At 72.7% G+C, this 23,959-nt stretch carries 21 protein-coding genes; 20 read left to right on the top strand and 1 reads right to left on the bottom strand.

All coding sequences use genetic code 11. The features are described 5' to 3' along the window. The first annotated feature begins 9 nt into the window (after positions 1-9). The 20 genes from OG792_RS23970 to OG792_RS23875 all read left to right on the top strand — a co-directional run bounded on the left by OG792_RS23970 (position 10) and on the right by OG792_RS23875 (position 22,014). The gene (locus OG792_RS23970; RefSeq protein ID WP_329102466.1) at positions 10-1,536 is read left to right on the top strand and encodes a UDP-N-acetylmuramoyl-L-alanyl-D-glutamate--2,6-diaminopimelate ligase; all 1,527 of its coding nucleotides are present in this window, start codon (positions 10-12) and stop codon (positions 1,534-1,536) included. Then, positions 1,533-2,960: a UDP-N-acetylmuramoyl-tripeptide--D-alanyl-D-alanine ligase gene (locus OG792_RS23965; protein WP_329102465.1), complete on the top strand. Its 1,428-nt coding sequence runs from the start codon at positions 1,533-1,535 to the stop codon at positions 2,958-2,960. Before OG792_RS23970 ends, OG792_RS23965 begins: the two co-directional genes overlap by 4 nt. Beyond that, a complete protein-coding gene (gene mraY, locus OG792_RS23960; protein WP_329102463.1) occupies positions 2,957-4,063 on the top strand; it encodes a phospho-N-acetylmuramoyl-pentapeptide-transferase in 1,107 nt (368 codons plus the stop codon). The genes OG792_RS23965 and mraY overlap by 4 nt, the downstream gene beginning before the upstream one ends. A gap of 201 nt (positions 4,064-4,264) precedes the next feature. Beyond that, positions 4,265-5,815: an FtsW/RodA/SpoVE family cell cycle protein gene (locus OG792_RS23955; RefSeq protein WP_442932300.1), complete on the top strand. Its 1,551-nt coding sequence runs from the start codon at positions 4,265-4,267 to the stop codon at positions 5,813-5,815. Then, complete coding sequence (gene murG / locus OG792_RS23950; RefSeq protein WP_329102461.1) at positions 5,815-6,921, top strand: undecaprenyldiphospho-muramoylpentapeptide beta-N-acetylglucosaminyltransferase; 1,107 nt, start codon at positions 5,815-5,817, stop codon at positions 6,919-6,921. Before OG792_RS23955 ends, murG begins: the two co-directional genes overlap by 1 nt. A gap of 32 nt (positions 6,922-6,953) precedes the next feature. After that, positions 6,954-8,441, top strand: a complete 1,488-nt coding sequence (murC, locus tag OG792_RS23945) for a UDP-N-acetylmuramate--L-alanine ligase (protein ID WP_442932299.1) — start codon at positions 6,954-6,956, stop codon at positions 8,439-8,441. Between the two features lie 101 nt (positions 8,442-8,542). Beyond that, positions 8,543-9,280, top strand: a complete 738-nt coding sequence (locus OG792_RS23940) for a cell division protein FtsQ/DivIB (protein ID WP_329111396.1) — start codon at positions 8,543-8,545, stop codon at positions 9,278-9,280. A 245-nt stretch (positions 9,281-9,525) separates the two neighbouring features. Further along, positions 9,526-10,656 carry a cell division protein FtsZ gene (gene ftsZ / locus OG792_RS23935; RefSeq protein WP_329102459.1) on the top strand — a complete coding sequence of 377 codons (1,131 nt, stop codon included), beginning with the start codon at positions 9,526-9,528 and terminating at the stop codon, positions 10,654-10,656. A gap of 9 nt (positions 10,657-10,665) precedes the next feature. Next, positions 10,666-11,412: a YggS family pyridoxal phosphate-dependent enzyme gene (locus tag OG792_RS23930; RefSeq protein WP_329102457.1), complete on the top strand. Its 747-nt coding sequence runs from the start codon at positions 10,666-10,668 to the stop codon at positions 11,410-11,412. Positions 11,413-11,603: 191 nt separating this feature from the next. After that, entirely contained in the window at positions 11,604-12,320 is a 717-nt protein-coding gene (locus OG792_RS23925; RefSeq protein ID WP_329102456.1) for a cell division protein SepF, read from the top strand. Between the two features lie 24 nt (positions 12,321-12,344). Then, positions 12,345-12,644, top strand: a complete 300-nt coding sequence (locus OG792_RS23920; protein WP_329102454.1) for a YggT family protein — start codon at positions 12,345-12,347, stop codon at positions 12,642-12,644. Between the two features lie 52 nt (positions 12,645-12,696). After that, complete coding sequence (locus tag OG792_RS23915; RefSeq protein WP_121155746.1) at positions 12,697-13,500, top strand: DivIVA domain-containing protein; 804 nt, start codon at positions 12,697-12,699, stop codon at positions 13,498-13,500. 67 nt (positions 13,501-13,567) lie between these two features. After that, the gene (locus OG792_RS23910) at positions 13,568-14,272 is read left to right on the top strand and encodes a hypothetical protein (protein WP_329102448.1); all 705 of its coding nucleotides are present in this window, start codon (positions 13,568-13,570) and stop codon (positions 14,270-14,272) included. Between the two features lie 11 nt (positions 14,273-14,283). Then, positions 14,284-14,610: a DUF167 domain-containing protein gene (locus OG792_RS23905; RefSeq protein WP_329102446.1), complete on the top strand. Its 327-nt coding sequence runs from the start codon at positions 14,284-14,286 to the stop codon at positions 14,608-14,610. A gap of 22 nt (positions 14,611-14,632) precedes the next feature. Further along, positions 14,633-16,135 carry a potassium/proton antiporter gene (locus OG792_RS23900; RefSeq protein ID WP_329102444.1) on the top strand — a complete coding sequence of 501 codons (1,503 nt, stop codon included), beginning with the start codon at positions 14,633-14,635 and terminating at the stop codon, positions 16,133-16,135. Positions 16,136-16,633: 498 nt separating this feature from the next. Then, complete coding sequence (locus OG792_RS23895; RefSeq protein ID WP_329102442.1) at positions 16,634-17,056, top strand: TraR/DksA family transcriptional regulator; 423 nt, start codon at positions 16,634-16,636, stop codon at positions 17,054-17,056. 104 nt (positions 17,057-17,160) lie between these two features. Then, entirely contained in the window at positions 17,161-17,826 is a 666-nt protein-coding gene (gene lspA, locus OG792_RS23890; RefSeq protein WP_329102440.1) for a signal peptidase II, read from the top strand. Then, positions 17,823-18,785, top strand: coding sequence for an RluA family pseudouridine synthase (locus tag OG792_RS23885; protein WP_329102438.1), 963 nt, complete (start codon positions 17,823-17,825; stop codon positions 18,783-18,785). Before lspA ends, OG792_RS23885 begins: the two co-directional genes overlap by 4 nt. A gap of 49 nt (positions 18,786-18,834) precedes the next feature. Beyond that, the gene (locus OG792_RS23880) at positions 18,835-19,923 is read left to right on the top strand and encodes a hypothetical protein (RefSeq protein ID WP_329102436.1); all 1,089 of its coding nucleotides are present in this window, start codon (positions 18,835-18,837) and stop codon (positions 19,921-19,923) included. A gap of 546 nt (positions 19,924-20,469) precedes the next feature. Continuing rightward, complete coding sequence (locus tag OG792_RS23875; protein WP_442932496.1) at positions 20,470-22,014, top strand: ATPase; 1,545 nt, start codon at positions 20,470-20,472, stop codon at positions 22,012-22,014. Here the strand turns inward: OG792_RS23875 and OG792_RS23870 are convergent. Continuing rightward, a complete protein-coding gene (locus OG792_RS23870; RefSeq protein ID WP_329102432.1) occupies positions 21,989-23,836 on the bottom strand; it encodes a hypothetical protein in 1,848 nt (615 codons plus the stop codon). The genes OG792_RS23875 and OG792_RS23870 overlap by 26 nt on opposite strands. Positions 23,837-23,959: the final 123 nt, after the last annotated feature.

Here is a 23,959-nt window from a genome sequence, read left to right as displayed (position 1 = left end):
TCTGACGCCGTGCCCGGCAATCCACGTCCACGCACGGTGATTCCGATCCGGCTCCGCGAACTCGCCGACCGGCTCGGGATCCAACCGCCCGACGACTCCTCCCTGGCAGTGACCGGGGTGACCCACGCCAGCAACGAGGTCCGGCCCGGTGATCTCTACGCGGCGCTGCCCGGATCGCGCCGACACGGGGCCGAGTTCGTCCCGGCGGTGGTCGCGGCGGGCGCGGTGGCCGTACTGACCGATCCGGCGGGGGCGCCCGCGGCGGTCGCCGCCGGACTGCCGGTGCTGGTCGTACCGGACCCGCGCGCGGTGCTCGGCACCGTGGCCGCCGCGGTCTACGGGGAGCCCACCGCCGGACTGATCATGATCGGCATCACCGGCACCGCTGGCAAGACCTCCACCGCGTACCTGGTCGAGTCCGGCCTGCGGGCGGCCGGGCACGTCACCGGCCTGATCGGCACCGTCGAGACCCGCCTCGGCGACCTGCGGCTGGACAGCGTCCGGACCACCCCGGAGGCCACCGACCTGCACGCCATGCTCGCCGCCGCCCTGGAGCGCGGGGTGACCGCCGTGGTGATGGAGGTTTCCAGTCACGCGCTGGCCATGGGCCGGGTCGGCGGGGTCCGGTTCACCGCCGGCGGCTACACCAACTTCGGCCAGGACCACCTCGACTTCCACGCCGACGCGGACGACTACTTCGCCGCCAAGGCGCGGCTGTTCGACGGCCGGTGCGACGTCGAGGTGCTCAACCTCGACGAGCCCGCGCTGCGCCCGCTGTTCAAGCCGGCCACGGTGAGTTACTCCGCCGCCGGTGACCCGGACGCCACCTGGCGGGCCACCGCGATCAGCGGCTCCGGCTACGCCCAGCGGTTCACCGCCCTCGGCCCGGACGGGCTGACCCTGGACACCACCGTGGCGCTGCCCGGCCGGCACAACGTGGCCAACGCGCTGCTTGCCCTCGCCATGCTGGTCGCCGCCGGGGTCGACCCGGCGACCGCGGCGGCCGGCGTGGCCGCCTGTCCCGGAGTGCCGGGCCGGCTGGAGCTGGTCGAGGCGCCCGGCCCGGTGCGCGGGGTGGTCGACTACGCCCACAAACCGGACGCGGTGGTCGCCGTACTCGCCGCGCTGCGCGAACTGACCATGGGAGGTGGCCGGGTGATCTGCCTGATCGGCGCCGGTGGTGACCGGGACAAGCAGAAACGGCCGGTGATGGGGGCGGCCGCCGCGCACGGCGCCGACCTGGTGGTCGTCACCGACGACAACCCGCGTACCGAGGACCCGGCCGCGATCCGGGCCGACGTGGTCCGGGGCGCGCGGCAGGCCGGCGCCGACGCCCGGATCCTGGAACTCGCCGGACGGCGGGCCGCGATCGACGAGGCGGTACGGCTGGCCGAGCCCGGTGACGTGATCGCACTGCTGGGCAAGGGCCACGAGCGCGGGCAGGAGGTCGCCGGCCAGGTGTTCCCGTTCGACGACAAGGTCGAGCTGGCTGCCGCGCTGACCGCCCGCTTCGGTCACCTGGTGGGGCAGCGATGATCGCCCTCACGTTGGCCGAGGTGGCCACGGCGGTCGACGGGCGGCTGGTCGGGGCCGACCCGGCGACCCTGGTCACCGGCCCGGTCGAGTTCGACTCCCGCCGGGTCCGGCCCGGATCGTTGTTCGTCGCCTTCCCCGGTGAGCACGTCGACGGCCACGACTACGCCGCCGCAGCCGTGCAGGCGGGCGCGGTCGCGGTGCTCGGCACCCGTGAGATCGCCGGGGTGCCGATGGTGCTGGTCCCCGACGCGCTGACCGCGATGGGCCCGCTGGCCCGTACGGTGGTGGACCGGCTGCCGGAGCTGACCGTGATCGGGCTGACCGGATCCTCCGGCAAGACCAGCACCAAGGACCTGATCGCGCAGCTCGTCGCCCGGCTCGGCCCGACGGTGGCGCCGCCCGGTTCGTTCAACAACGAGCTGGGGCATCCGTACACGGCTTTGCAGGCCGACGAGTCGACCCGTTTCCTGGTGCTGGAGAAGGGTGCCCGTGGCCCCGGCCACGTGCGCTACCTGACCCGGGTGGTCCCGCCGCGGATCGCCGTGGTGCTCAACGTCGGGGTCGCCCACGTCGGCGAGTTCGGCTCGGTCGAGGCGATCGCGCAGGCAAAGGGCGAGCTGGTCGAGGCGTTGCCGGCCGCGGCCGACGGCGGGGTCGCCGTGCTCAACGCCGACGACCCACGGGTACGGGCGATGGCCTCCCGGACCACGGCCAGGGTGGTGCTGGTCGGTGAGGCCGACGACGCCGACGTACGGGCCACCGGGGTGAGCCTGGACGACCGGGGCCGGGCCTCGTTCGTGCTGGTCACGCCGGACGGGAGCCGACCGGTCCGACTCGGGCTGTCCGGGCGCCACCAGGTCGGCAACGCGCTCGCGGCGGCGGCCGTGGCGCTTGAGGTGGGACTGCCACCGGCCGACCTGGCCGGCGCACTGGGTGAGCTGCGGCTGGTGTCGACCCGCCGGATGGACGTCTTCGACCGCCCCGACGGGGTGACGGTCATCGACGACTCGTACAACGCGAATCCCGCGTCGATGTCGGCGGCGCTGCGTGCGCTGGCCGAGTTCGGCCGGGACCGGAGGACCATCGCGGTGCTCGGCTACATGGCCGAGCTCGGCGAGTTCGAGCAGCAGGGACATGATGAGGTCGGCCGGCTCGCGGCCGATCTGGGCGTCGACCGGCTCTTCGTGGTTGGTGACTCGGCGGCGCCGATCCACCACGGGGCGTCGGCGGTGAGTACTTGGGGAGGAATGTCGGTGCTGGTGTCCGATCAGGCGGAGGCGGTGGCCACGGTACGGGCCCAACTGCGCCCCGGCGACGTGGTCCTGGTGAAGGGCTCGCGCTACCGCACCTGGGAGGTGGTCGACGCGTTGCGCGCCGACGCCGCGAACGGGAGCGGGAACGGCGCCGGAGGGGTTGACGCGTGAGGGCGGTCATCGTCGCCATCGGCGTGGCCTTCCTGGTGTCGCTCTTCGCCACCCCGCTGGCGATCAAGGTGTTCACCCGGCTCAAGGCGGGCCAGCCGATCCGGGCCGAGGGCCCGATCATGCACCAGGGCAAGAAGGGCACCCCGACCATGGGCGGGGTGGTGTTCATCATCGCCACCGTGATCGCGTACGTCGCCGGTCACCTGGCCCTGACCACCCTGCCGAGCCAGCAGATCGCCCAGGTGCAACCGACCATCACCGCGCTGGTGCTGCTGGGCCTGATGGTCTTCGCCGGCGCGGTCGGTTTCATCGACGACTTCCTGAAGGTCCGCAAGCGCAACAGCGCCGGGTTGAACAAGCGCGGCAAGCTGCTGGGGCAGATCCTGGTCGGCGCGGTGTTCGGGGTGATCGCGCTCTACTTCCCCAGCACCAACGGGCAGACCGTGGGTTCCACCACGCTCTCCTTCATCCGGGACATCAACGCGCTCGAAGTCGGCAAGATCGTCTCGGTGATCATCTTCATCTTCGTGGTGATGGCCTCGACCAACGGGGTGAACCTGACCGACGGGCTCGACGGTCTGGCCACCGGGGCCTCGGTGATGGTGCTCGCCGCGTACGCGCTGATTGCGTTCTGGCAGTACCGGCACTGGTGCGCCGACCCCGACTACAAGATCAAACCCTCGACCTACTGCTACGAGGTACGCGACCCGCTGGAGATCGCCCTGATAGCCGGGGCGGCGGCCGGCGCCTGTGTCGGCTTCCTCTGGTGGAACACCTCGCCGGCACGGATCTTCATGGGCGACACCGGGGCGCTCGGCCTGGGCGGCTTGATCGGTGGCATGGCGATGTCCACCCGTACCGTGCTGCTGCTGCCGATCATCGGTGGCCTCTTCGTGATCATCACGATGTCGGTGGTGATCCAGATCATCTCGTTCCGTACCACGGGCAAACGCGTGTTCCGGATGTCCCCGCTGCAACACCACTTCGAACTCGCCGGGTGGAGCGAGGTCAATATCGTGGTCCGTTTCTGGATCATCGCCGGAATCGGGGTCGCGATCGCTCTCGGCCTGTTCTACAGCGATTTCCTCGCCGCGATGAGCTGATCCGGGCCGGCGGGCGGCCCGACCGACAGGGTCGTCGGGCCGCCCGCCGCACCGGTACGGCTCGACGCGTACCCGGTCGATCCGGACCACCCACGACCGGCCCGGATCCGACACGCCGACCGTCCGCCTGCGCCGACCCGGTACGGCGAGCGTCGATGATGGGCCGATGACTGCGCTGGGTGGGGCCCGGGGGCCGGCGAGATGACGGGCGAACATCCGCGGCAGACCGTCGCCTCCGGGCGTACGACGGGGTTGTCCGCGCCGAAACCGACGCGGCCGGGACCGGTGCGACCGGGACCGGGCGACCTCGACCTCGCCGGCGGCCTGGCCGCCCTGCGCGGCCTGCTCGACCGCCCGCTGGCCTCCTACTACCTGCTGCTGTCCAGCGCCGGCCTGCTGCTGGTGATCGGCCTGACCATGGTCTTCTCCGCCACCAGCGTCACCGAGTACGCCGAGGGCGGCAACGCCTTCGGCGCGCTGGCCAAACAGACCGTCTTCGCGGTGATCGGGCTGGTCGCCTTCTGGGCCTGCCAACGGCTACCGGCCCGGACCTTCCGCGCGGTCGGCCCGCCGGTGCTCGGCCTGGCGGTCGCCCTGCTGCTGGTGCTCAACGGGCTACTGCTGCTGTTCCCGTTCGGGGATCCCGACGACAAGACGGGCAAGCTCGGCCCGTTGGTGGCCAGCCTGAACTGGCTGCACCTCGGCCCGGTGCAGGTGCAACCCTCGGAACTGGCCAAGTTCGGGCTGGTGCTCTGGGGAGCCGACCTGATCGTCCGCAAGGGCGCCGCGCTGGGCTACTGGCGCGAACTGGCCCTGCCGCTGTTCCCGGTGATCGGCCTGCTCTTCCTGCTGGTCGGCTACAACGACCTCGGCACCATGCTCTGCCTGCTCGCCGTGGTCGTCGGCCTGCTCTGGGCGGCCGGGGTCCGGATGCGGGTCTTCGCCGCCCTGTCCGCGCTCGGGCTGGCCGGCGTCGGACTGCTGATCGCCGCCGCCTCCCGTGGCGGCGGGTCCGGCACCGCGAACGCCGACAACTACCGCCTGCTGCGGCTCACCGCATTCCTGAACCCGCCGCCCAACTGCGACGAGGACGCCTGCTACCAGCTGCGGGAGGCCCGCCTCGCGATCGACCACGGCGGCTGGTTCGGGGTCGGCCTGGGCCGGGGCACCGCCAAGTGGGACTGGCTGCCGATGGCGCACAACGACTTCATCTTCGCCGTCGTCGCCGAGGAACTGGGCGTCGTCGGCTGCGTTGTCGTGCTCGCCCTGTTCGCCGTGCTGGCCTACAGCGGCCTGCGGATCGCCCGCCGGGTGGACGACCCGTTCCGGCGGCTCGCCGCCGCCGCCGCGACCACCTGGCTGGTCAGCCAGGCGATCATCAACGTCGGCGGGGTCACCGGGATGCTGCCGATCACCGGCCTGCCGCTGCCGTTCATCTCCGACGGCGGAAGTGCCCTGGTGGTGACCCTCGCCGCGATCGGCATGCTCGCCTCGTTCGCCCGCGCCGAACCGGACGCGGCCCGAGCCCTGAACGCCCGCCCGCCGGCCCGATGGGTACGACTAGTCTGGGCCCCGTTGCCACCGCTTTCCACGGGCCGGCGCCCGGGGACCAGTCCCGGCGCTGCCGCCCGTGATCCCCAGTCGCGATCGGGTAAGCGGCGCGACGGGCAGGCCCGGCCGGAGGCCGGCCGGGCGGCGGGTGGTCGGGCGGCACGGGAGCGTGCCGGCTCGGCGAACGAGAGGAGACGCTGATGGGTCCGCTGCGGTCGGTAGTGCTTGCCGGAGGTGGCACCGGGGGGCATATCTACCCGCTGCTGGCCTTTGCCGACTGCCTGCGCCGTCACGACCCGGGAGTACGGATCACCTGCGTGGGTACGCCCCGCGGGCTGGAGAACGAACTCATCCCCCCGCACGGGTACGAACTGCGCCAGATCCCGGCGTACCAGCTGCCCCGGTCGATGAACCTGAACCTGCTGCGTACCCCGGACCGGATGCTGAAGGCGTCCCGGGCGGCCGGCAGGGTGCTCGACGAGGTCCGGGCGGACGTGGTGGTCGGCTTCGGCGGCTACGTCTCGGTGCCGGCGTACCTGGCCGCCTGGCGGCGGGAGCTGCCGATCGTGATCCACGAGGTGAACGTGCCGCCGGGGGTGGCCAACCGGCTCGGGATGAAGTTCACCAAGCACGTGGCGGTGGGCTTCCCGCACCAGCCACAGCAGGCCGAGTCGCTGCGCGACGCCCGGGTGGTCGGCGTACCGCTGCGCCGGGGGATCACCGCGCTGGACCGGGTGGGCCAGCGGGCCGCCGCACGGGCCCACTTCGGGCTCCGACCCGACCTGCCCACGCTCTTCGTCTCCGGCGGCTCCCAGGGCGCCCGCTCGATCAACCTGGCCGTCTCCGGGGCGGCCAAGGAGCTCGCCCGCGCCGGGGTGCAGGTACTGCACGTGATCGGCGCCCGCAACGAGGGCGTCTCGGTCCCCACCGACCTGCCGGTGCCGTACGTGACGCTGCCCTACCTGTCGGAGATGGAACTCGGCTACGCCGCCGCCGACCTGATGCTCTGCCGGGGCGGCGCGATGACGGTCGCCGAGGTGGCCGCGATCGGGCTGCCGGCGGTCTACGTGCCGTACCCGCACAGCAACCAGGAGCAGAAGCGCAACGCGCTGCCGGTGGTCGAGGCCGGCGGCGGCCTGCTCGTCGACGACGGTGAGCTGACCCCGGGCTGGGTCGAGCAGAACGTACTGCCGCTGGCCCGGGACCCGCGCCGGCTGGCCGCGATGAGCGCCGCGGTCGCGAGCTACGGCCGGCGCGACGGCGACGAGGCGTTGCTCGACTTCGTTTACGAGGCGGTGACCCGGTGACCGGGGACACCGCGAAAGAGAAGGTTGGTCCTATGAACACCGCGCAGTCCAGTCCGGCCGGTACGGTGGCCGCCGAGGACCTGGGCACCGTACACCTGATCGGGATCGGTGGGATCGGGATGAGCGGGGTGGCCCGCCTGCTGCTCACCCGGGGCATATCCGTCTCCGGCAGCGAGTTGCGGGAGTGGCCGGCGCTGGCCTCCCTGCGCGCCCTCGGCGGCACCATCCACATGACCCACGACGCGGCCAACCTCGACGGGGTCGACACGGTGGTCTACTCCACCGCCATCCCGCAGGACCACCTGGAGATGGTCGAGGCACACCGGCGCGGGCTGCGGGTGCTGCACCGGTCCGAGGCGCTGGCCGCGGCGATGACCGGGCGGCGGGCGATCGCCGTCGCCGGCACCCACGGCAAGACCACCACCACCTCGATGCTCACGTTGATCCTTCAGCAGGCCGGCGAGGATCCGTCCTTCGTGATCGGTGGCGAGATCTCCGAGGTGGGCTCGAACGGCCACCACGGCAGCGGGCAGTACTTCGTCGCCGAGGCCGACGAGAGCGACCGCTCGTTCCTGCGCTACCGGCCGTACGTCTCGATCATCACCAACATCGACGAGGACCACCTCAACACGTACGGCGACTACGCCGGACTGGAGGCCGGCTTCGGCGAGTTCGCCCGACTGACCGACCCGGACGGGTTCGTCGTCGTCTGCGCCGACGACCCGGGCACCCACCGGCTGGCCGGGGCGCTGCGCGCGGAGGGTCGCACGGTCTACACGTACGGGCTGGCGGCCGACGCCGACCTGCGGCTGTCCGAGGTGGTCTCGTCCGCCGCCGGGGCGCGCTACCAGGCCACCCTGGACGGTGTGTCGCTGGGCGAGATCCGGCTACCGGTGCCCGGCAAGCACCTCGCCCTCAACAGTGCCGCCACGGTGCTGACCGCGCTGAAGCTGGGCCTGCCGGTGTCGGCGGCGGTGACCGCCCTCGGGACGTTCCCCGGCGTACGCCGCCGGTTCGAGCGCAAGGGCGTCGTCGGCGGCGTCCTGGTCTACGACGAGTACGCCTACCACCCGACCTCGATGACCGCGTCCCTACAGACCCTTCGCGAGGTGGCCGGCGACGGGCGCCTGGTGGTGGTCTTCCAGCCGTACCGGGTCTACCGCACCCGCGACCTCCAGGACCAGCTCGCCGCCGCGCTCGGCATCGCCGACGAGGTGGTGATGCTGGAGGTCTTCGGCCCCGGCGAGGTACGCCAGCCGGGGGAGGGTGCGGCGGCGCTGACCGCGGCCGTGCCGCTGCCGGCGGACCGGAAGATCTTCCTTGAGTCCTGGGCGGACGTGCCGGCCGAGGTGGTCCGGCGGGCCGGTCGGGGCGACGTGGTGGTGACCATGGGCGCGCCGCCGATCTCGCTGATGGGCGACGAACTGCTCGCCGCGCTCGCCGGTGGGCCGGCGGCCGACGACGTCCGGGACGCGGTCGTGGCGCCCGGGGCGGCCGGATCGACTCCACCCGGCGCGTGACGCCGGGTACGCCGCCGCGCGGCCGGGCCGCCGGCTCCGGCGGTGGTGCCTCCGCCGGCCCCGGCGCGACCGGTCGGGGCGGTGCCGAGCGGCGTTGGCGGCTGGTCCGGGCGGGCAGTGACGCGGTGCCCCCGTCGGCCCGGCGGTTCATGCGCCGGGCCCGGCAGCGGCGGCTGCGCGCGGCGCTGCCCTGGGCCGGCGTGGGCGGGGTGCTGGTGCTCGCCGCCCTGGTCGTCTGGGTCGTCTACGGCACCTCGCTGTTCGGGGTCGGCGAGCTGCGGGTGACCGGCACCGCGCTGACCACCCCGGAGCAGGTACGCGAGGCCGCCGGGGTGCCGGTCGGGCGGCCGCTGGCCAGGGTGGACCTGGCCGAGGTGCGCGACCGGGTCGGCGGGCTGGCGCCGGTGGAGCGGGTGACGGTGTCCCGACAGTGGCCGGGCACGCTGTTGGTCGAGGTGGTCGAGCGGACAGCGGTGGCGGTGGTGCCGCAGGGCCGGCAGTTCGCCGTGGTGGACGGTGCGGGGGTGGTGTTCCGGACGCTGCCGCAGCGGCCGGCCGGTCTGCCGCTGGTCCGGGTCGGATCGCCGGGCGGCGGTGACCCCGCGACCCGGGCGGCGTTGCAGGTGCTGGCCGCGCTGACCCCGCAGTTGAGCGAGCAGCTGGTCGAGGTCGCGGTGGAGGGGCCGGCGCGGATCCTGGTCAAGCTGCGCGGCGACCGTACGGTGGTCTGGGGCGACTCGGCGCGCAGCGGCGACAAGGCGACGGTGGCCACCGCGCTGCTCGGACACGACAGCGACACCATCGATGTCAGCTCGCCGGACGTGGTGACCATCCGCTGAGCCGCCGGGTGGTGCGGTCGGTGCGATTGTGGACGGGCGTGGCGACACGCCGGGGTGGGTCCTTGGTTGACGGCGCACGGACGCCTACGTTGCCCGGAGAGGATCAGTGGTTGACATAACTATAACTCTCTAGTAGAGGGTTAGAGTTTCGCTTCGCCCGCTCGTACCGGGGGTGGATGTCGACCATGATCCGGCCGGGCCGCGTGACGGGCCGGCGCCGCCAATCTCGAAGGGAAAGGACCCCGATGACACCTCCGCACAACTACCTGGCGGTCATCAAGGTCGTCGGCATCGGTGGCGGCGGCGTCAACGCCGTCAACCGGATGATCGAGGTTGGGCTCAAGGGCGTCGAGTTCATCGCGATCAACACCGACGCCCAGGCCCTGCTGATGAGTGACGCCGACGTCAAGCTCGACGTCGGCCGGGAGCTGACCCGGGGACTGGGCGCGGGCGCCAACCCGGACGTCGGCAAGAACGCCGCCGAGGACCACCGCGACGAGATCGAGGAGGTGCTCAAGGGCGCCGACATGGTCTTCGTGACCTGCGGTGAGGGCGGCGGTACGGGCACCGGCGGCGCGCCGGTGGTGGCGAACATCGCCCGCAAGCTCGGCGCGCTGACCATCGGCGTGGTGACCCGCCCGTTCTCGTTCGAGGGCAAGCGCCGGCAGGTGCAGGCCGAGGCGGGAATAGAAGAACTCCGCAACCAGTGCGACACCCTGATCGTGATCCCGAACGACCGGCTGCTCGCCCTGGGCGACCGGGGGATCAGCATGATGGACGCCTTCCGCCAGGCCGACCAGGTGCTGCTCTCCGGTGTGCAGGGCATCACCGACCTGATCACCACGCCCGGTCTGATCAACCTGGACTTCGCCGACGTCAAGAGCGTGATGAGCGGCGCCGGCAGCGCCCTGATGGGCATCGGCAGCGCGCGCGGGGACAACCGGGCGGTGGAGGCGGCCGAGGCGGCCATCTCCAGCCCGCTGCTGGAGCAGAGCATGGACGGCGCGCGCGGCGTACTGCTCTCCATCGCCGGCGGGTCGGACCTCGGTCTGTTCGAGATCAACGACGCGGCGCAACTGGTCACCGACGCGGCCCACCCGGACGCCAACATCATCTTCGGCGCGGTGATCGACGACGCGCTCGGCGACGAGGTCCGGGTGACCGTGATAGCGGCCGGGTTCGACGGCGGTACGCCCTCGTACAAGGCCGCCGAGCCGCCGCGCAAGGTGAATCAGTCGCAGCCGCAGGCGCAGCCCGCGGTCGCCCACGGTTCGACGTCGAGCGTCCAGAACACGCCGCCCGCGCCGACCCAGTCGACCCGCCGGGTGCTGTTCGACGACGTGGACGTGCCGGACTTCCTCAAGAACGGTTCCTGAGCCGGCCCGATGAACGCACCAGCCAGCGCGGCGCAGCTCGACCGTCGCGCGCAACTCGCGGCCAGCCTGGCCCGCACCCGGGCCCGGATCGCCGACGCGGCCGAGGCCGCAGGTCGTACCCGGGACGCGGTCACCATGATCGCCGTTACCAAGACGTACCCGGCCAGTGACGCTTTGTTGCTGGCCGGGCTCGGCGTACGGGAGCTGGGCGAGAACCGGGATCAGGAGGCCGCGCCGAAGGCGGCCGAGGTGGCGGCCGCCGGAGTGGACGTTCGCTGGCACTTCGTGGGCCAATTGCAGCGCAACAAGGCCCGTTCGGTGGTCACGTACGCCGACCTGGTCCATTCGGTCGACAGCGTGCGTCTGGCGGGCGCCCTGGCCACCGCCGCGGACCGGCTCCGGGACCGGCCGCTGGCCGCGTTGGTCCAGGTCAGCCTGGATGGCGACGCCGAGCGCGGTGGTGCGCTGCCGGACCGTGCCGACGCCGACCGGGGACTGTCACCGGTGGCCGCCGAGATCGCCCGGCACGACACGTTGCGGCTGGCCGGGCTGATGGCGGTGGCACCGCTGGGCTGGGAGCCGGAGCGCGCGTTCGCCCGGTTGGCCGAGGTGGCGGCCGGGTTTCGGGTCGACCACCCGGCGGCGGGGCTGCTCTCCGCCGGCATGAGCGGCGACCTGGAGACGGCGATCGCGTACGGCGCGACACATGTGCGCGTCGGTAGCGCGTTGCTCGGAATGCGTTCCACGCTGCGGTAGCCTGGCAACGGACACCAAACTACAACAGTGTTGTTTGAGGCGTACTCACCGCCATCGGGGGGTTGGGGGGACGGCCGGGACACCGGTCGTCGGCGAGCGGTCTCGGACCGGTGGGCACTTGCGGTGTTCACGCGCGTGACAGTGGCATGGGCACGGGGGGCGTGTCGCACGGCGGACGGAGGGGCGCGGCGATGGGTGCACTGCGCAAGGCGGGGGTCTGGCTCGGGCTGGTCGAAGAGGATGACGAGCGGGCCTACGACGACGGCTACGACAACAAGGCCGGCTACCGCAGCGACTCGCGTTACCGGCAGAGCCGGTACGCCGAGGAGTTCTCCGACGAGGACGACGAGCCGGACGAGCCACCGGCGGTGCCGCGGGCCCGTTCCACGGATCGGGGTGGCCGGCTCTCCGAGCGCGCCACCGCCCGGTCCGGCGACCCGGACCGGTCCGACGGCGAGCGGCCGGAGCGGACCGAGCGTCCGGAACGGACCGACCGGGCCAGTGTCCGGTCGATCACCCGGCCCAACTCCACCGAGTCGTCCTCCGCGTTGACCTACCACACCCGGGACAACCTGGCGCTCGCGCCGCAGGTGCAGATGCGGGAACGGGTGGCGCCGGAGGAGGACCAGCGGTACCAGATCACAACGCTGCACCCGACCACCTATCGCGAGGCGCGCACCATCGGTGAGCACTTCCGCGACGGCGTACCTGTGATCATCAACCTCACCGAGATGGATGAGGCCGATGCCCGCCGATTGGTCGATTTCGCCGCCGGGTTGGCCTTCGGGCTGCGCGGTACGATCGAGCGCGTGACCAACCGGGTGTTCCTACTCTCACCGGCAAACGTCCAGGTCACCGCAGAGGACAAAGCCAAGATCGCTGAGGGTGGGTTTTTCAGCCTGAGTTAGCCCGACCGAGGGATCTCGCCTGCCGTGTCTTCGATCCTGTTCCAAGTCCTGTACCTGATCCTCTACGTCTTTTTGCTGGTTCTTTTGGCCCGATTTGTCCTGGGCGCCGTCCTGCAATACGGGCGGCGCTGGCAGCCGAGTCGCGGAGCGTCAGCAGGACTCGAAACGGTGTGGAGCGTCACTGATCCGCCCCTCAAGGCGTTGAGGCGTGTGATCCCACCGTTGCGAATTGGTACCGTGAGCATCGACCTGGCCTCCCTTGTGCTCCTGGTTATCCTGTTCGTGCTGATGGAGTTCGTGTTAAGGCCGTTGATCCACGGGTGAACAACCCGGTGACCAGCGCGCTACGCGGCCGCAACTGACCCGAGGAGTTTCGATGCCGCTGACCCCGGCTGACGTACACAACGTCGCCTTCAAGAAGCCGCCGATCGGCAAGCGGGGGTACGACGAGGAGGAGGTCGACGCCTTCTTGGACGAGGTCGAGCGAGAGCTCGCCCGTCTGATCGAGGAGAACAATGAGCTTCGCGCCCAGGTGGAGCGCGGCGGTCGTGGCGGCGCACCAGCCGGCCCGGGCGCCGACCCGCGACTGGCCGCCGAGCTGAACGACGTCAAGGCCCAGCTCGACCGGGTGCAGCGCGACAAGGCGGCGGCCGAGCAGGCAGCCAGGGCGATGCAGGCCGAGCTGGAGCAGGTGCGGTCGCAGGGTGGCCCGGTCGCGGGCGGCGACGGCGAGCAGCAGGCACTGCGAGTGCTGATGATGGCGCAGCGTACGGCCGACGACCACGTGTCGGACGCCCGTCGCGAGGCCGACAAGCTGCTCTCCGACGCGCGCTCCAAGGCCGAGGAGGTCACCCGCGAGGCGCGGGCCAAGGCCGACGCCCTTGAGCGGGACGCGCGCCAGCGCCACCAGGAGGCCATGGGCGGCCTGGACGCCAAGCGCACCGCTTTGCAGAAGCACATCGAGGAGCTCAAGCAGTTCGAGCGTGAGTACCGCACCCGGCTCAAGGCGTACCTGGAGAGCCAGCTGCGGGACCTCGACGGACGTGGACAGGGTCTCGAAGCGGAGATGACCCGGACCGACGGCAATCGGTCCGGTGGCGGATCCGCGAGCCTGGCCGCGGCCGGACTGGCCAACTCCTACGGCGGCAGCAGGTCCGGCGCGCTTGAAGCCGGGCGCTGACCCGCTCGTACGGGTTCGGCCCGCAGCACACGACAACAGCTGGAAACGATGCGGCGAGGGGTGAGCCGTGATAGTCGGAAGTCTCCTGCTCATCCTCGTCGCGGTCGCGCTGCTCGTGCTCGGGCTGGCCAATGGTTCGAGCGTGCTGCTGATCGCCTCCATCGCGGCGAGCCTGTTGGCTGCCGTCGCGCTGGTGGTGGGCGCCCGCCAGGCGGCCGCCATCCGCGCTGGGGCCGGTGACTCCGACGAGGAGTCACTCCCGCTGGCCGGTGGCGAGGGTGTCGGTGAACCGCACCCTCGCCGGGCCGCGGCCGGCGCTCGTGGTTACGAGCGGCGGCCCGACGACCGGTTCGACCTCGACGACCGGGCGACCGGCTTCGACGCACCGGTCGAGGTGCTGGTCCCCCACCAGGGCGGCCACCACCAGGGTGGGCCCGACCCGCTGAGCACCGACGACCGCGGCCGGCGGCAACCGGCCGAGGCAGCCGGGCCAGCGGCCACCGGCCGTACCGGGCCGACCGACGACGACCCGTACCCGGACGAGCCGGCGGCGCAGTACGTAGCGCCCGCCGACGCCGCCCGGATCGCCCGGATGGCCGAGGACGTACTGGTGGTCGACGGCCGGCCGCGCTACCACCTGGCCGACTGCCCGCACCTGCGCGACCGGGAAACCGAGCCGCTGCCGGTCGGCGAGGCGGTCGAACTCGGCTTCACGCCGTGCGCCGCCTGCGAGCCGGACACCAGGCTGCTCGCCGACACCCACCGCGGCTGAGCACCGGCACCGTGCCCATCGGTGGCTCCACCTCGGCCAACCAGCACCCGGTGACCGTCGCCGTACGGGTCAAGCCCGGATCCGCCCGGGTCCGGGTCGGCGGCGCCTTCACCGGCCCGTACGGCTGCGCCCTGGTCATCGCGGTCAACCCGCCGGCCGTCGACGGCCGGGCCACCGAGGCCGCCCGGCTCGCCCTGGCGCGGGCCCTCGCGGTCCGTCCGGCCGCCGTGGTGCTGCGCGCCGGCGCGGCCAGCCGCGACAAACTCTTCCTGGTCGACGGCCCGGCCGAGGCACTGGAAACCCGCCTGCGTCAGCTGCGCGACGGGGCACCGGGGTGAGGACCGTCCGCGCGGGGCGCGCATGACGCACGGCCTCGACGTCGCCCTCCTGGTCGGAGCGGCGGTGCTGTTGATCGCCGTCGGCGCGGTCCGGCTCTCCACCCGGCTCGGTGTGCCCAGCCTGCTCGTCTACCTGGCCATCGGCGTGGCGATCGGCGAGTCCGGGCTCGGCATCCGGTTCGACGACGCCGAACTGACCCGGGTGCTCGGCTTCTGCGCGCTGATCGTGATCATCGCCGAGGGCGGCCTGACCGCCCGGTGGAGTCTGCTGCGCCCGGTGCTCGGCGTCTCGGTACTGCTCTCCACCGTCGGCGTGGTGGTCAGCATCGCCGTGGTCGGGGTGGCGGTGCACCTGCTGCTCGGGCTCGACTGGCGGCTCGCCCTGCTCTACGGGGCGGTGCTCTCCTCGACCGACGCGGCGGCGGTCTTCGCCACCCTGCGCCGGCTGCGCCTGCCACCCCGGCTGGTCGCCACCGTCGAGGCCGAGTCGGGCATGAACGACGCCCCGGTGGTACTGCTGGTCATTCTGCTCGCCACCCCGGCGCTCGGCGCCCACCCGTGGTGGCAGGAGGCGCTCCTGGTCGTCTACGAGCTGATCGTCGGCGCGGCGGTCGGGTTCGGGGTCGGCGTCGGCGGGCGGTGGGCGCTGCGCCGGGCCGCGCTGCCGTCGTCCGGCCTGTACCCGATCGCCGCGGTCGGCTTGACAGTGCTCGCCTACGGCGCCGGCACCGTGCTGCACGCCTCCGGCTTCATCGCCGTGTACGTCGCCGGAGTGGTCCTGGGCAACGCCCGGCTGCCGCACCGCCAGTCCATCCTCGGCTTCGCCGACGGGCTCGCCTGGCTGGCCCAGATCGGGCTGTTCGTGCTGCTCGGGCTGCTGGTCTCGCCCGGTCGGCTGGCCCACGCCCTGCTGCCGGCCGTGGTCGCCGGGGTGGCCCTGGTCTTCGTGGCCCGGCCGCTGTCGGTGGCGGTCGCCGCGACACCGTTCGGCACCGCCCTGCGCGACCAGGTCTTCCTGTCCTGGGCCGGGCTGCGCGGGGCGGTGCCGATCGTGCTGGCGACCATCCCGCTCTCCGAACGGATGCCCGGCGCCGACCGGCTCTTCGACGCGGTGTTCGTACTGGTGGTGATCTTCACCGTGGTGCAGACCTCGACGCTCGCCCCGGTGGCCCGCTGGCTCGGAGTGGTCGCCCCGGCGGAGGCGGCGGAACTGCGGGTGGAGACCGCCCCACTGGAACGAATGGGCGCCGACCTGCTGCAACTGGAGATACCGTCGGGTTCCCGACTCGCCGGGGTGCACATCGACGAACTCCGACTGCCGGTCGGCGCGGCGGTGACCCTGGTACTGCGCGACGGCACCGGCTTCGTACCCGCTCCGGACACCCGGTTGAAGGTCGGCGACAGCCTGCTCGTGGTCGCCACCGAGCAGGTTCGGGACGCCGCCGAGAGCCGGCTGCGGGCGGTCAGCCGGCGCGGGCGACTGGCCCGCTGGTTCGGTGAAAGTGGGGACGATCGTGACGGATGATCTGCTAGGTTCTTTTTGCCCGGATTAGGGATTACTCCGGGCTGAAATGCGTGACATCGGTGCGGCGTGTTGTCGGACGTCTGTACGTTCCGTATTCTTGCCAACCTCCGGAGTGCGCGGCGGCCCGCCGCGCGCCCGTTTTGCAACTGGGGGACGCTATGGCCGAGCGGACGCAAACCGCGGGCGGGGCGGCCCCGGATTCCGGGTTGTCGCCGGTGGATTCCGGCGCCGACCAACCGGCGCGCACACCGACGCCGGACGTACCGCGGACGGCTCCGGCCGCCGCTGCCGGTAGCCCACCGTCGGTCTCACCGGTCACACCGCCCAGTCCGGCAACGTTGGCGAAGTGGGCGCTGGCCCGACGGGCACCGGTCGCCCCTGCCTCGGACACCGGCACGGTGGCCGCGAACGGCACGGCCGGACCCCACCTCCGGGTCGCGGAACAGATAGGTCCAGGCACCGCCGATCGCCGCGGGGAACGCGGCCGAGGGAGCGACGATGGCGAAGCCAGCTGACACCAAGACCGCAGCGGGACGCAAGTCGGCGGAGAAGGCCACCCGCAGCACCGCGGAGACGGAGAAGATCCGAGCCGCCCTGGCAGCCCGGCGGGACGACTTGCGCGCCGAGTACGATCAGACCCTGAGCGAGATCACCGAGCTACAGCGCGACCGGCTGACCGACTCGGCCGGGGACGACCAGGCCGACACCGGGACCAAGACGTTCGAGCGGGAGCAGGAGATCTCTCTCGCCAACAGCATCCTGGAGCGGATCACGCAGGTGGAACGGGCGCTGGAGCGGCTCGACGAGGGCGGCTACGGCTGGTGCGAGAAGTGCGGCAACCCGATCCCGGTGGAGCGGCTAGCCGCGTTCCCGTCCGCCACCCTGTGTGTCTCCTGCAAGCAGTTGGAAGAGCGACGCTGAGCGACCGGCTCGGCGCGGTCGGGGGACAGCCCCCACCGCGCCGGGCCGACGGGCTGCGTCGCCATGGGTGAGAGGCAGTACCGCTGAACGTCGATGGGGAGCAGATGACCGCAGTACGCCCCGCCGGGCCCGACACCGCCACACCGAAGGCGGGGGTGGGCCGACGGCGCGCGATCACGATCCTCGTGGCGACCGCGGTGCTGGTCCTGCTCGCCGACCTCGGCACCAAACAGTGGGCCCTGTCGACCCTGACCCCCAGCGAGCCGGTCCGGCTCTTCGGCGGTGCGGTCTACCTCACCCTGATCCGCAACAGCGGCGCGGCGTTCGGCCTCGGCTCCGACTACACCTGGGTCTTCCCACTGGTCACCCTCGCGGTGGTCGGCTGGATCAGCTGGATGGCGACCCGGCTGCGCTCGCTGCCCTGGGCCATCTCGCTGGGCCTGGTGCTCGCCGGTGCGCTCGGCAACTTCACCGACCGGATCTTCCGCGCCCCCGGCCCGTTCCTCGGGCACGTGGTCGACATGGTCAGCCTCTTCGACCCGTACGGGCAGACCTGGCCGATCTTCAACCTCGCTGACAGCGCCCTGGTCAGCGGCGTGATCCTGGCGATCCTGCTCGAACTCACCGGCCGGCAGCGCGACGGCACCCGGGTCCGGAGCGGCTCGGACCGCGCCCCGGACGGGACCGACCGGGACGCCCCCACCGAGACCCGGACGGCACCCGGCGATCCGGACGCCGGACCGGGCAGTCGAGATCGGGAAGTGTCATGACCTCCTCCACGTACGGCTCGGGCCCCGCCCGCGCGGTCGGTGACCAGCGCTCGCTGCCGGTGCCCGACGGACTCGACGGGATGCGCCTGGACCAGGCCGTCGCCCGCCTGTTCGGGCTCTCCCGGACCGTCGCCGCCACCCTGGTCGAGGCCGGCGACGCGCTGGTCGACGGCACCCCCCGGCCCAAGTCCGACAAGGTCAGCGCCGGATCCTGGCTGGAGGTGACGCTGCCGGCACCACCGGTCGCGCCGCAGGTCGTCCCCCAGTCCATCGACGGCCTACAGGTGATCTACGCCGACGACGACATCGTCGTGGTGGACAAACCGGTCGGCGTCGCCGCCCACCCCAGCCCCGGCTGGACCGGCCCGACCGTGATCGGCGGGCTCGCCGGCATCGGCCACACCATCGCCACCAGCGGCGCCGCCGAACGCCAGGGCGTGGTGCACCGGCTCGACGTGGGCACCACCGGCGTGATGGTGGTGGCCAAGAGCGAGCAGGCGTACAGCGCGCTCAAGCGGGCCTTCAAGGTGCGCGAGGTGGAGAAGCGCTACCACGCCGTGGTGCAGGGACACCTCGACCCGCTGCGCGGCACCGTGGACGCGCCGATCGACCGGCACCCGACCCACGACTGGCGCTGGGCGGTGATGGCCGACGGCAAGCCGAGCATCACCCACTACGACACGATCGAGGCGTTCCCGTCGGCGAGCCTGCTCGACGTACGACTGGAGACCGGGCGTACGCACCAGATCCGGGTGCACCTGTCCGCCCTGCGTCACCCCTGCGTGGGTGACCTGACGTACGGTGCCGACCCGACGCTTTCCGCCAGACTCGGACTGGATCGCCAGTGGCTGCATGCCCGAGAGCTCAGTTTTCTCCACCCCCGTACGGCCGAAGAGGTTCGCTTCGTCAGCGACTACCCTGACGATCTGAAGCGGGCGCTCGCGACACTGCGCGACTGAGCGTCGAAGCGACCACCATCGACCCGCTCGACGAGGGGAAGTTCCGCCCGTGCGTGCCGGTGACCTGCTGCGTCAGTTGGATCGATGCCTGCTGCCACGGCTCGCCCGGGGCCTGGCCCGGCTCGGTCAGGGACCGGTCCGGATGCGGGTGCTGACCACCGCCGCGCTGCTCTCCTCGGTCGCCGTACTGGTCACCGCGGTCTGGGCGGCCGACCGGGGGCAGGTCGGCGGTGACCCGACCGTCGGCGAGGTGACCCGGGTCGGGGTGATCGAGGGGGAGTCGATCCCCGGCTACGTCGAGTCCAGCCGGACCGAGTTGCGGAAACTGGTCGCCACCGGGCCGGCCGAGCCGGGCGACCAGACGTACGCGCTGGTGACGCTGGCGGCGTACCTGGCACCGGACCGGCTGACCCCGATCGTCGGCGACGTGTCGGTGTCGGAGGTCTTCGGTCGGGTGCCGCTGCCGCAGACCCAGACCGAACTCGTCCGCATCCCGGCCATGCGCATCCCGTCCGACGTACTCGCCGGCATGCGCCGGGTCGCCGAGCGCAAGGACCGGGAGGCCGCCGACTACCGGTCCCGTGCCGCCGGGCTGCCCGCCGACGGCGACCCCGACCTGCGCCGGCTGTACGACACCGGGGCACGGGTCGCACTCGACGAGGCGACCGCGTACGGCAGGGGTTGCTCGTGTGTCTACGGGGCGATCGTCCGGGCCACCCCGGTGGCGCTGGACCGGCTCGCGGCCCGGCCCGGCGTACGGGCGGTCGACCCGGCGCCGGAGGTACGCCGGCTCGACCGGGCGGTGTTCACCCCGCCGCTGCCGGAGCAGCTCGACGTGGCCCGCCCGCCGGTCGACGCCGGCCTGCCGGTCGCCTCGGCCGCGCCGAGCGGTGCTGCCACCGTCGACCCGGTTCCCGGTCCGAGCACCGAGCCGGCAACACCGGTGTCCGTCCCACCGACGGTGCCGGCGACTGTGAGTCCGACGACCTTCGAGCCGGCCACCGACCCGCCACCGGTTCCGCCGCCGACCCCGGTCGGGTCGTCGGCGCCGCCGACGTCGGGCCCGTCGGCGGCACCGAGTCTGGTCGACGATCACCTGGTGGAGCCCATGGAAGGGGAGCCGGTGGCGGCCCGCTGAGCGGCGGCGGCCACGTCCGCGGGGTCACCGCATTGTCTGGCGAACCGGACACTGGTGTCGGCCCTCCGGTGTGGCCTTAATAGGGTTTGCCTCATAGCCTTGTCAGGCGGGGCACCGAGGGCGCTGGGAGGGCAAGCCGTGGACGGCACCGAGACCGGCTGGAGCCGGCCGGCGGAACCAGCACCGCGTTGGCGCGCGTTGCTGGACCGAGCGCGGCTTGGCGGCAGCCGTTCCGCCGAGCCGCCCGAGCCGGATGACCGCTGGGTGGAGGACCTCCGGGCCGCGGGCGCGTCCGCCGAGCTCGCCGGCCCCCGCCCCGGCGGGGGACCCCAGGACTGGGCCGACCCCGGCCGTCCGGCCGACGGCGGTTACCGACCGGAGCCGGTCAACCCGGCCGGGTCGGGCTACGGACCGGACCCGGGCGAGTCCCGGTATTCGGCCCTCGACAACGGCTACCGACAGGAGCCGGGCCAGCCCGGCGAGTCCCGCTACGCGGCGCTGGAGTCCGAATACCGGCGGACCGCCCTGGAGGCCGACTACGGCCGGGTGGATCCGGGCTACGGCCGGGCCGAACCGGCCGGTTACGGGCGCACCGAGCCGGACTACGGTCGGCCGGAGGTCCCCACCTACGGCCGTCCCGAAGCCGGTTACGGCCGCTCGGACCCGGCCGTCTACCCGCGCCCCGAGCCGGAGCCGACCTACCCGCGCCCGGAGCCGGAGCCGACCTACCCTCGTCCCGAGCCGGACTACGGTCGGGCCGAGGCAGCCGGTTACGGCCGCCCCGAGCCGGACTACGGTCGGCCGGACACCCCCACCTACGGTCGCCCGGAGCGGTCCGACGCGGGCGGTTACGGCCGGGCGGAGCCGAGTTACGGTCGCCCGGAGCCGGCCGGTTACGGGCGGGTCGAGCCGGATCACGGCCGGGCCGAGCCCACCGCCTACGGCCGGGTCGAACCAGACCATGGCCGGGCCGAGCCCACCGCCTACGGCCGGGTCGACCCCGGATACGCCCCCACCCGGTCCGCCTCAGTCGGCGCGGCCTCGGTGCCGACCGCGGTTCCGCTGCCGACCGCCGGCCCGGCACCCGTCGCGCCACCGATCGTCGTGCCACCGATCATCCCGCCGCCAGTACCCGACCCGGTGGCACCCGCGCCGGTCTCGGCGGCGGCCCGGGTCGCCCCGGTGCGCGCCGCCGCCCGCACCGCGCCGGCAGCGGCGCCGGCGAACGGCAACGGCTACGGTGCCCCGGGGCGGGTCGAGTGGCGGGAGGGCGCACCGGACGCCGAGGTCGACCGCGCGGTCAGTGTGCTCCGCCGCGACCTGGGCACACCCAGGGTGCTCGCCTTCGCCAACCCGAAGGGCGGGGTGCACAAGACCACCGCGACGGTGCTCGCCGCCGCCACCGTGGGCAGTGTGCGCGGCCGGGGGGTGCTCGCCTGGGACGACAACGAGCTGCGCGGCACGCTCGGCCTGCGCGCCGGCAGCGCCCGGCACGCCCGCACCATCCGGCACCTGATCACCGACCTGGCCGAGGTCGAACTGCGCACCGGTACGGACCTGACCGGTCGGCTCGACGACTACCTGCGGCACGCGTCGGACGGGTCGTACAACGTGCTGGCCGGGGAGGAGAGCCCCCGGTTCGCGTCCCGGCTGGACCAGCAGACCGTACGGCGGGTGCTCGACCTGCTGCGCCGTACCCAGGACGTGATCTGCGTCGACACCGGCAACAACGTGGAGAGCGTCAACTGGCAGACGGTGATCCAGGCCGCCGACCAGCTGGTGGTCACCACGGTGCCGCGCGAGGACGCGGCGTTCGCGGCCGACTGGATGCTCGACCTGCTGCACGAGGTGGGCATGGGTGAACTGGCCGACAACGCGGTCACCCTGGTCTCCTGCCCCACACCGGGCCGGTCGCCGTTGCAGGCGGACCTGGAGCGGCACTTCGCCACGCGTACCCGGGCGGTGGTCGTGGTGCCGTACGACCCGGCGCTGGAGAGCGGTTCGTCGATCGAGTACGCCAACCTCCAGCACGACACCCGGCAGGCGTGGCTGAAGGCGGCCTCGGTCATGGTCGAGCCGTTCGCCCGCTGATCGCGGGGGACGCGCCGGAGGGTGCCGGCTGGGAGCTGCCGGTGGCCGGAGGGCTGCCGCTCGGGGTGGCCGTGGGGCTGTTGCCGGCGGCCGGTGAGGTGGTCCGGTCGGATCTGCCGCAGTCGTGCAGTCGGCCGTAGGTCGAGCAGGTGCCGACGTGCGGGTACCACCTGGTCTGGGCGATCCAGGCGAAGTAGCCGGTGCTGTTGCGCCGGCTGTCCGGCATGTACTGGTCCGCCATCGCGGAGCCGGCCGAGGCGAGGACGAGCAGCAGCGGGATGCACACGATGCCGACCGGTACGCCGCGACCACCGCTCGACCCGACCGGTACAGCGGTGCCGGCACCGTCGCCGGAACGGGCGCCCAGCCGTTCGCGCAGCGCGGTGAGCGCGTAGAGCAGGCCGAAGCCGGCGAGGATCAGCAGGCAGTAGAGCAGCACCATGGTCGTACGTGGATACAGGCGTACGGTCAGTGTCTCCCACTGTTCGCTGGCCAGCCACATCCGCAGCAGCCAGGCGCTGACCGCGCAGAGCCCGACGGTGACCACCACGGTCCGGCGCCAGCCGAACCAGAGCGCCAGGCCGAGTCCGACCGCGAGCGCGATGGTGAACAGGCCCACCCCGCCGAGTTCGCCCAGGGGTGGCCAGGCCGGTCCGGCGTCCGCCGGCCGGTCGTTGCGCCACATGGCGAAGTAGGTCGGCTCGGTGTCGGTGTCGAAGTAGAAGTAGGCGTCGGTGGTGCCGCCGGTGGAGGCGAGCAGGCCGCGCAGGTGCACCCAGGAGACCAGTACCAGGGCGGCGAGGGTCGAGACGGCCAGCAGCAGCACCCTGGCCCAGGCCCGCCGCCACGGGGCGAGCAGCAGGAACGCGGTGGCGGCGCCGGCGGCGCACCAGACGAACCAGCCGGAGTAGAGCAGGAAGAGCAGGCCCAGTCCGGCGCCGTAGGCCAGGCCGAGGCCGACCGTACGGCGGGTGGTGTAGCCGGCGGTGCGACGGACCGTGCTCAGGTAGCGGACCAGCACCGGGATCAGCATCACCAGGGTGATCTGCGGGTACGGCTTCACCGGTTCGATGAACGGCAGCATGGCGACCACGCCGATGCCCAGTGCCGGGAGCGGGCGCAGGACCAGCCGCCAGGCGAGGTAGGCGGCCGGGCCGAACAGGGCGGTGCCGACGAGCTGGATCTCCTTGATCGCGAAGGCCGGAGACTGCCCGCTCAGTTTCGCCCAGCCCCGGATCAGCCAGAAGATGACCGGTGGGTAGTGGTCGGGTACGGTCTCGCCGCGCGACATCCGGCCGATCCAGTCGAGGATCCAGCCGTAGTCGCCGCCGCCGGCCCACAGGCCCCACTGCGTGCCGCGTAGGGCGACGTCGATGCCGCCGGCCACCAGCCCGGTGGTCAGCCCGGCGATGACCGCGCAGCCGACGGTGACCGCCCGGCGCCGCCGTCGCGGGTCCAGCAGGCGGTGGGCCAGCACCAGGGCGGTGACCAGCACGATGGCCACCACCGCGAACCGGAACTGCAACGCGGCGAGCCCGCTGACCTGCCCCTTGCGGTCGAGCGGGTCGACGTCGACGGTCCGGCTCCAGGCCAGGAACGCCATGGCGGTGCCGACGCTGGTCACCGTCTCGATCGCGAACCAGGGCAGTCGACGGGAGCGGGCGGTGGCGGTCCCGTCGCCGTCGGTGCCGCCCGGTCCGGTGGCCGCGGTTGCCGGGCCGAGGGCCTCCGACCGGTCCGTGCGGACGGTGCCGTGGTGTTCCGGCGGGGCCACCACCTCCTGTCGCGGGTTCGGCACCACCGTGCTGTCGTGGGTGGTCATCGGCTGCCCCTTCGACGGAACGCTACGGCTCACTGACGCACTGCTATGGCTGGTGGGGACCGTATCGCAGTCGGCGGCGAGTGCGGTGGAGGTCAAGGCGGCGCGGCCGGAGGAAGCCGGATG

Origin of the sequence: Micromonospora sp. NBC_01699 (assembly GCF_036250065.1) — a bacterium.
Lineage (GTDB): Bacteria > Actinomycetota > Actinomycetes > Mycobacteriales > Micromonosporaceae > Micromonospora_G.
The sequence above is the reverse complement of the archived record's forward strand: the minus strand, read 5'-3'. Positions and strand labels throughout refer to the sequence as shown.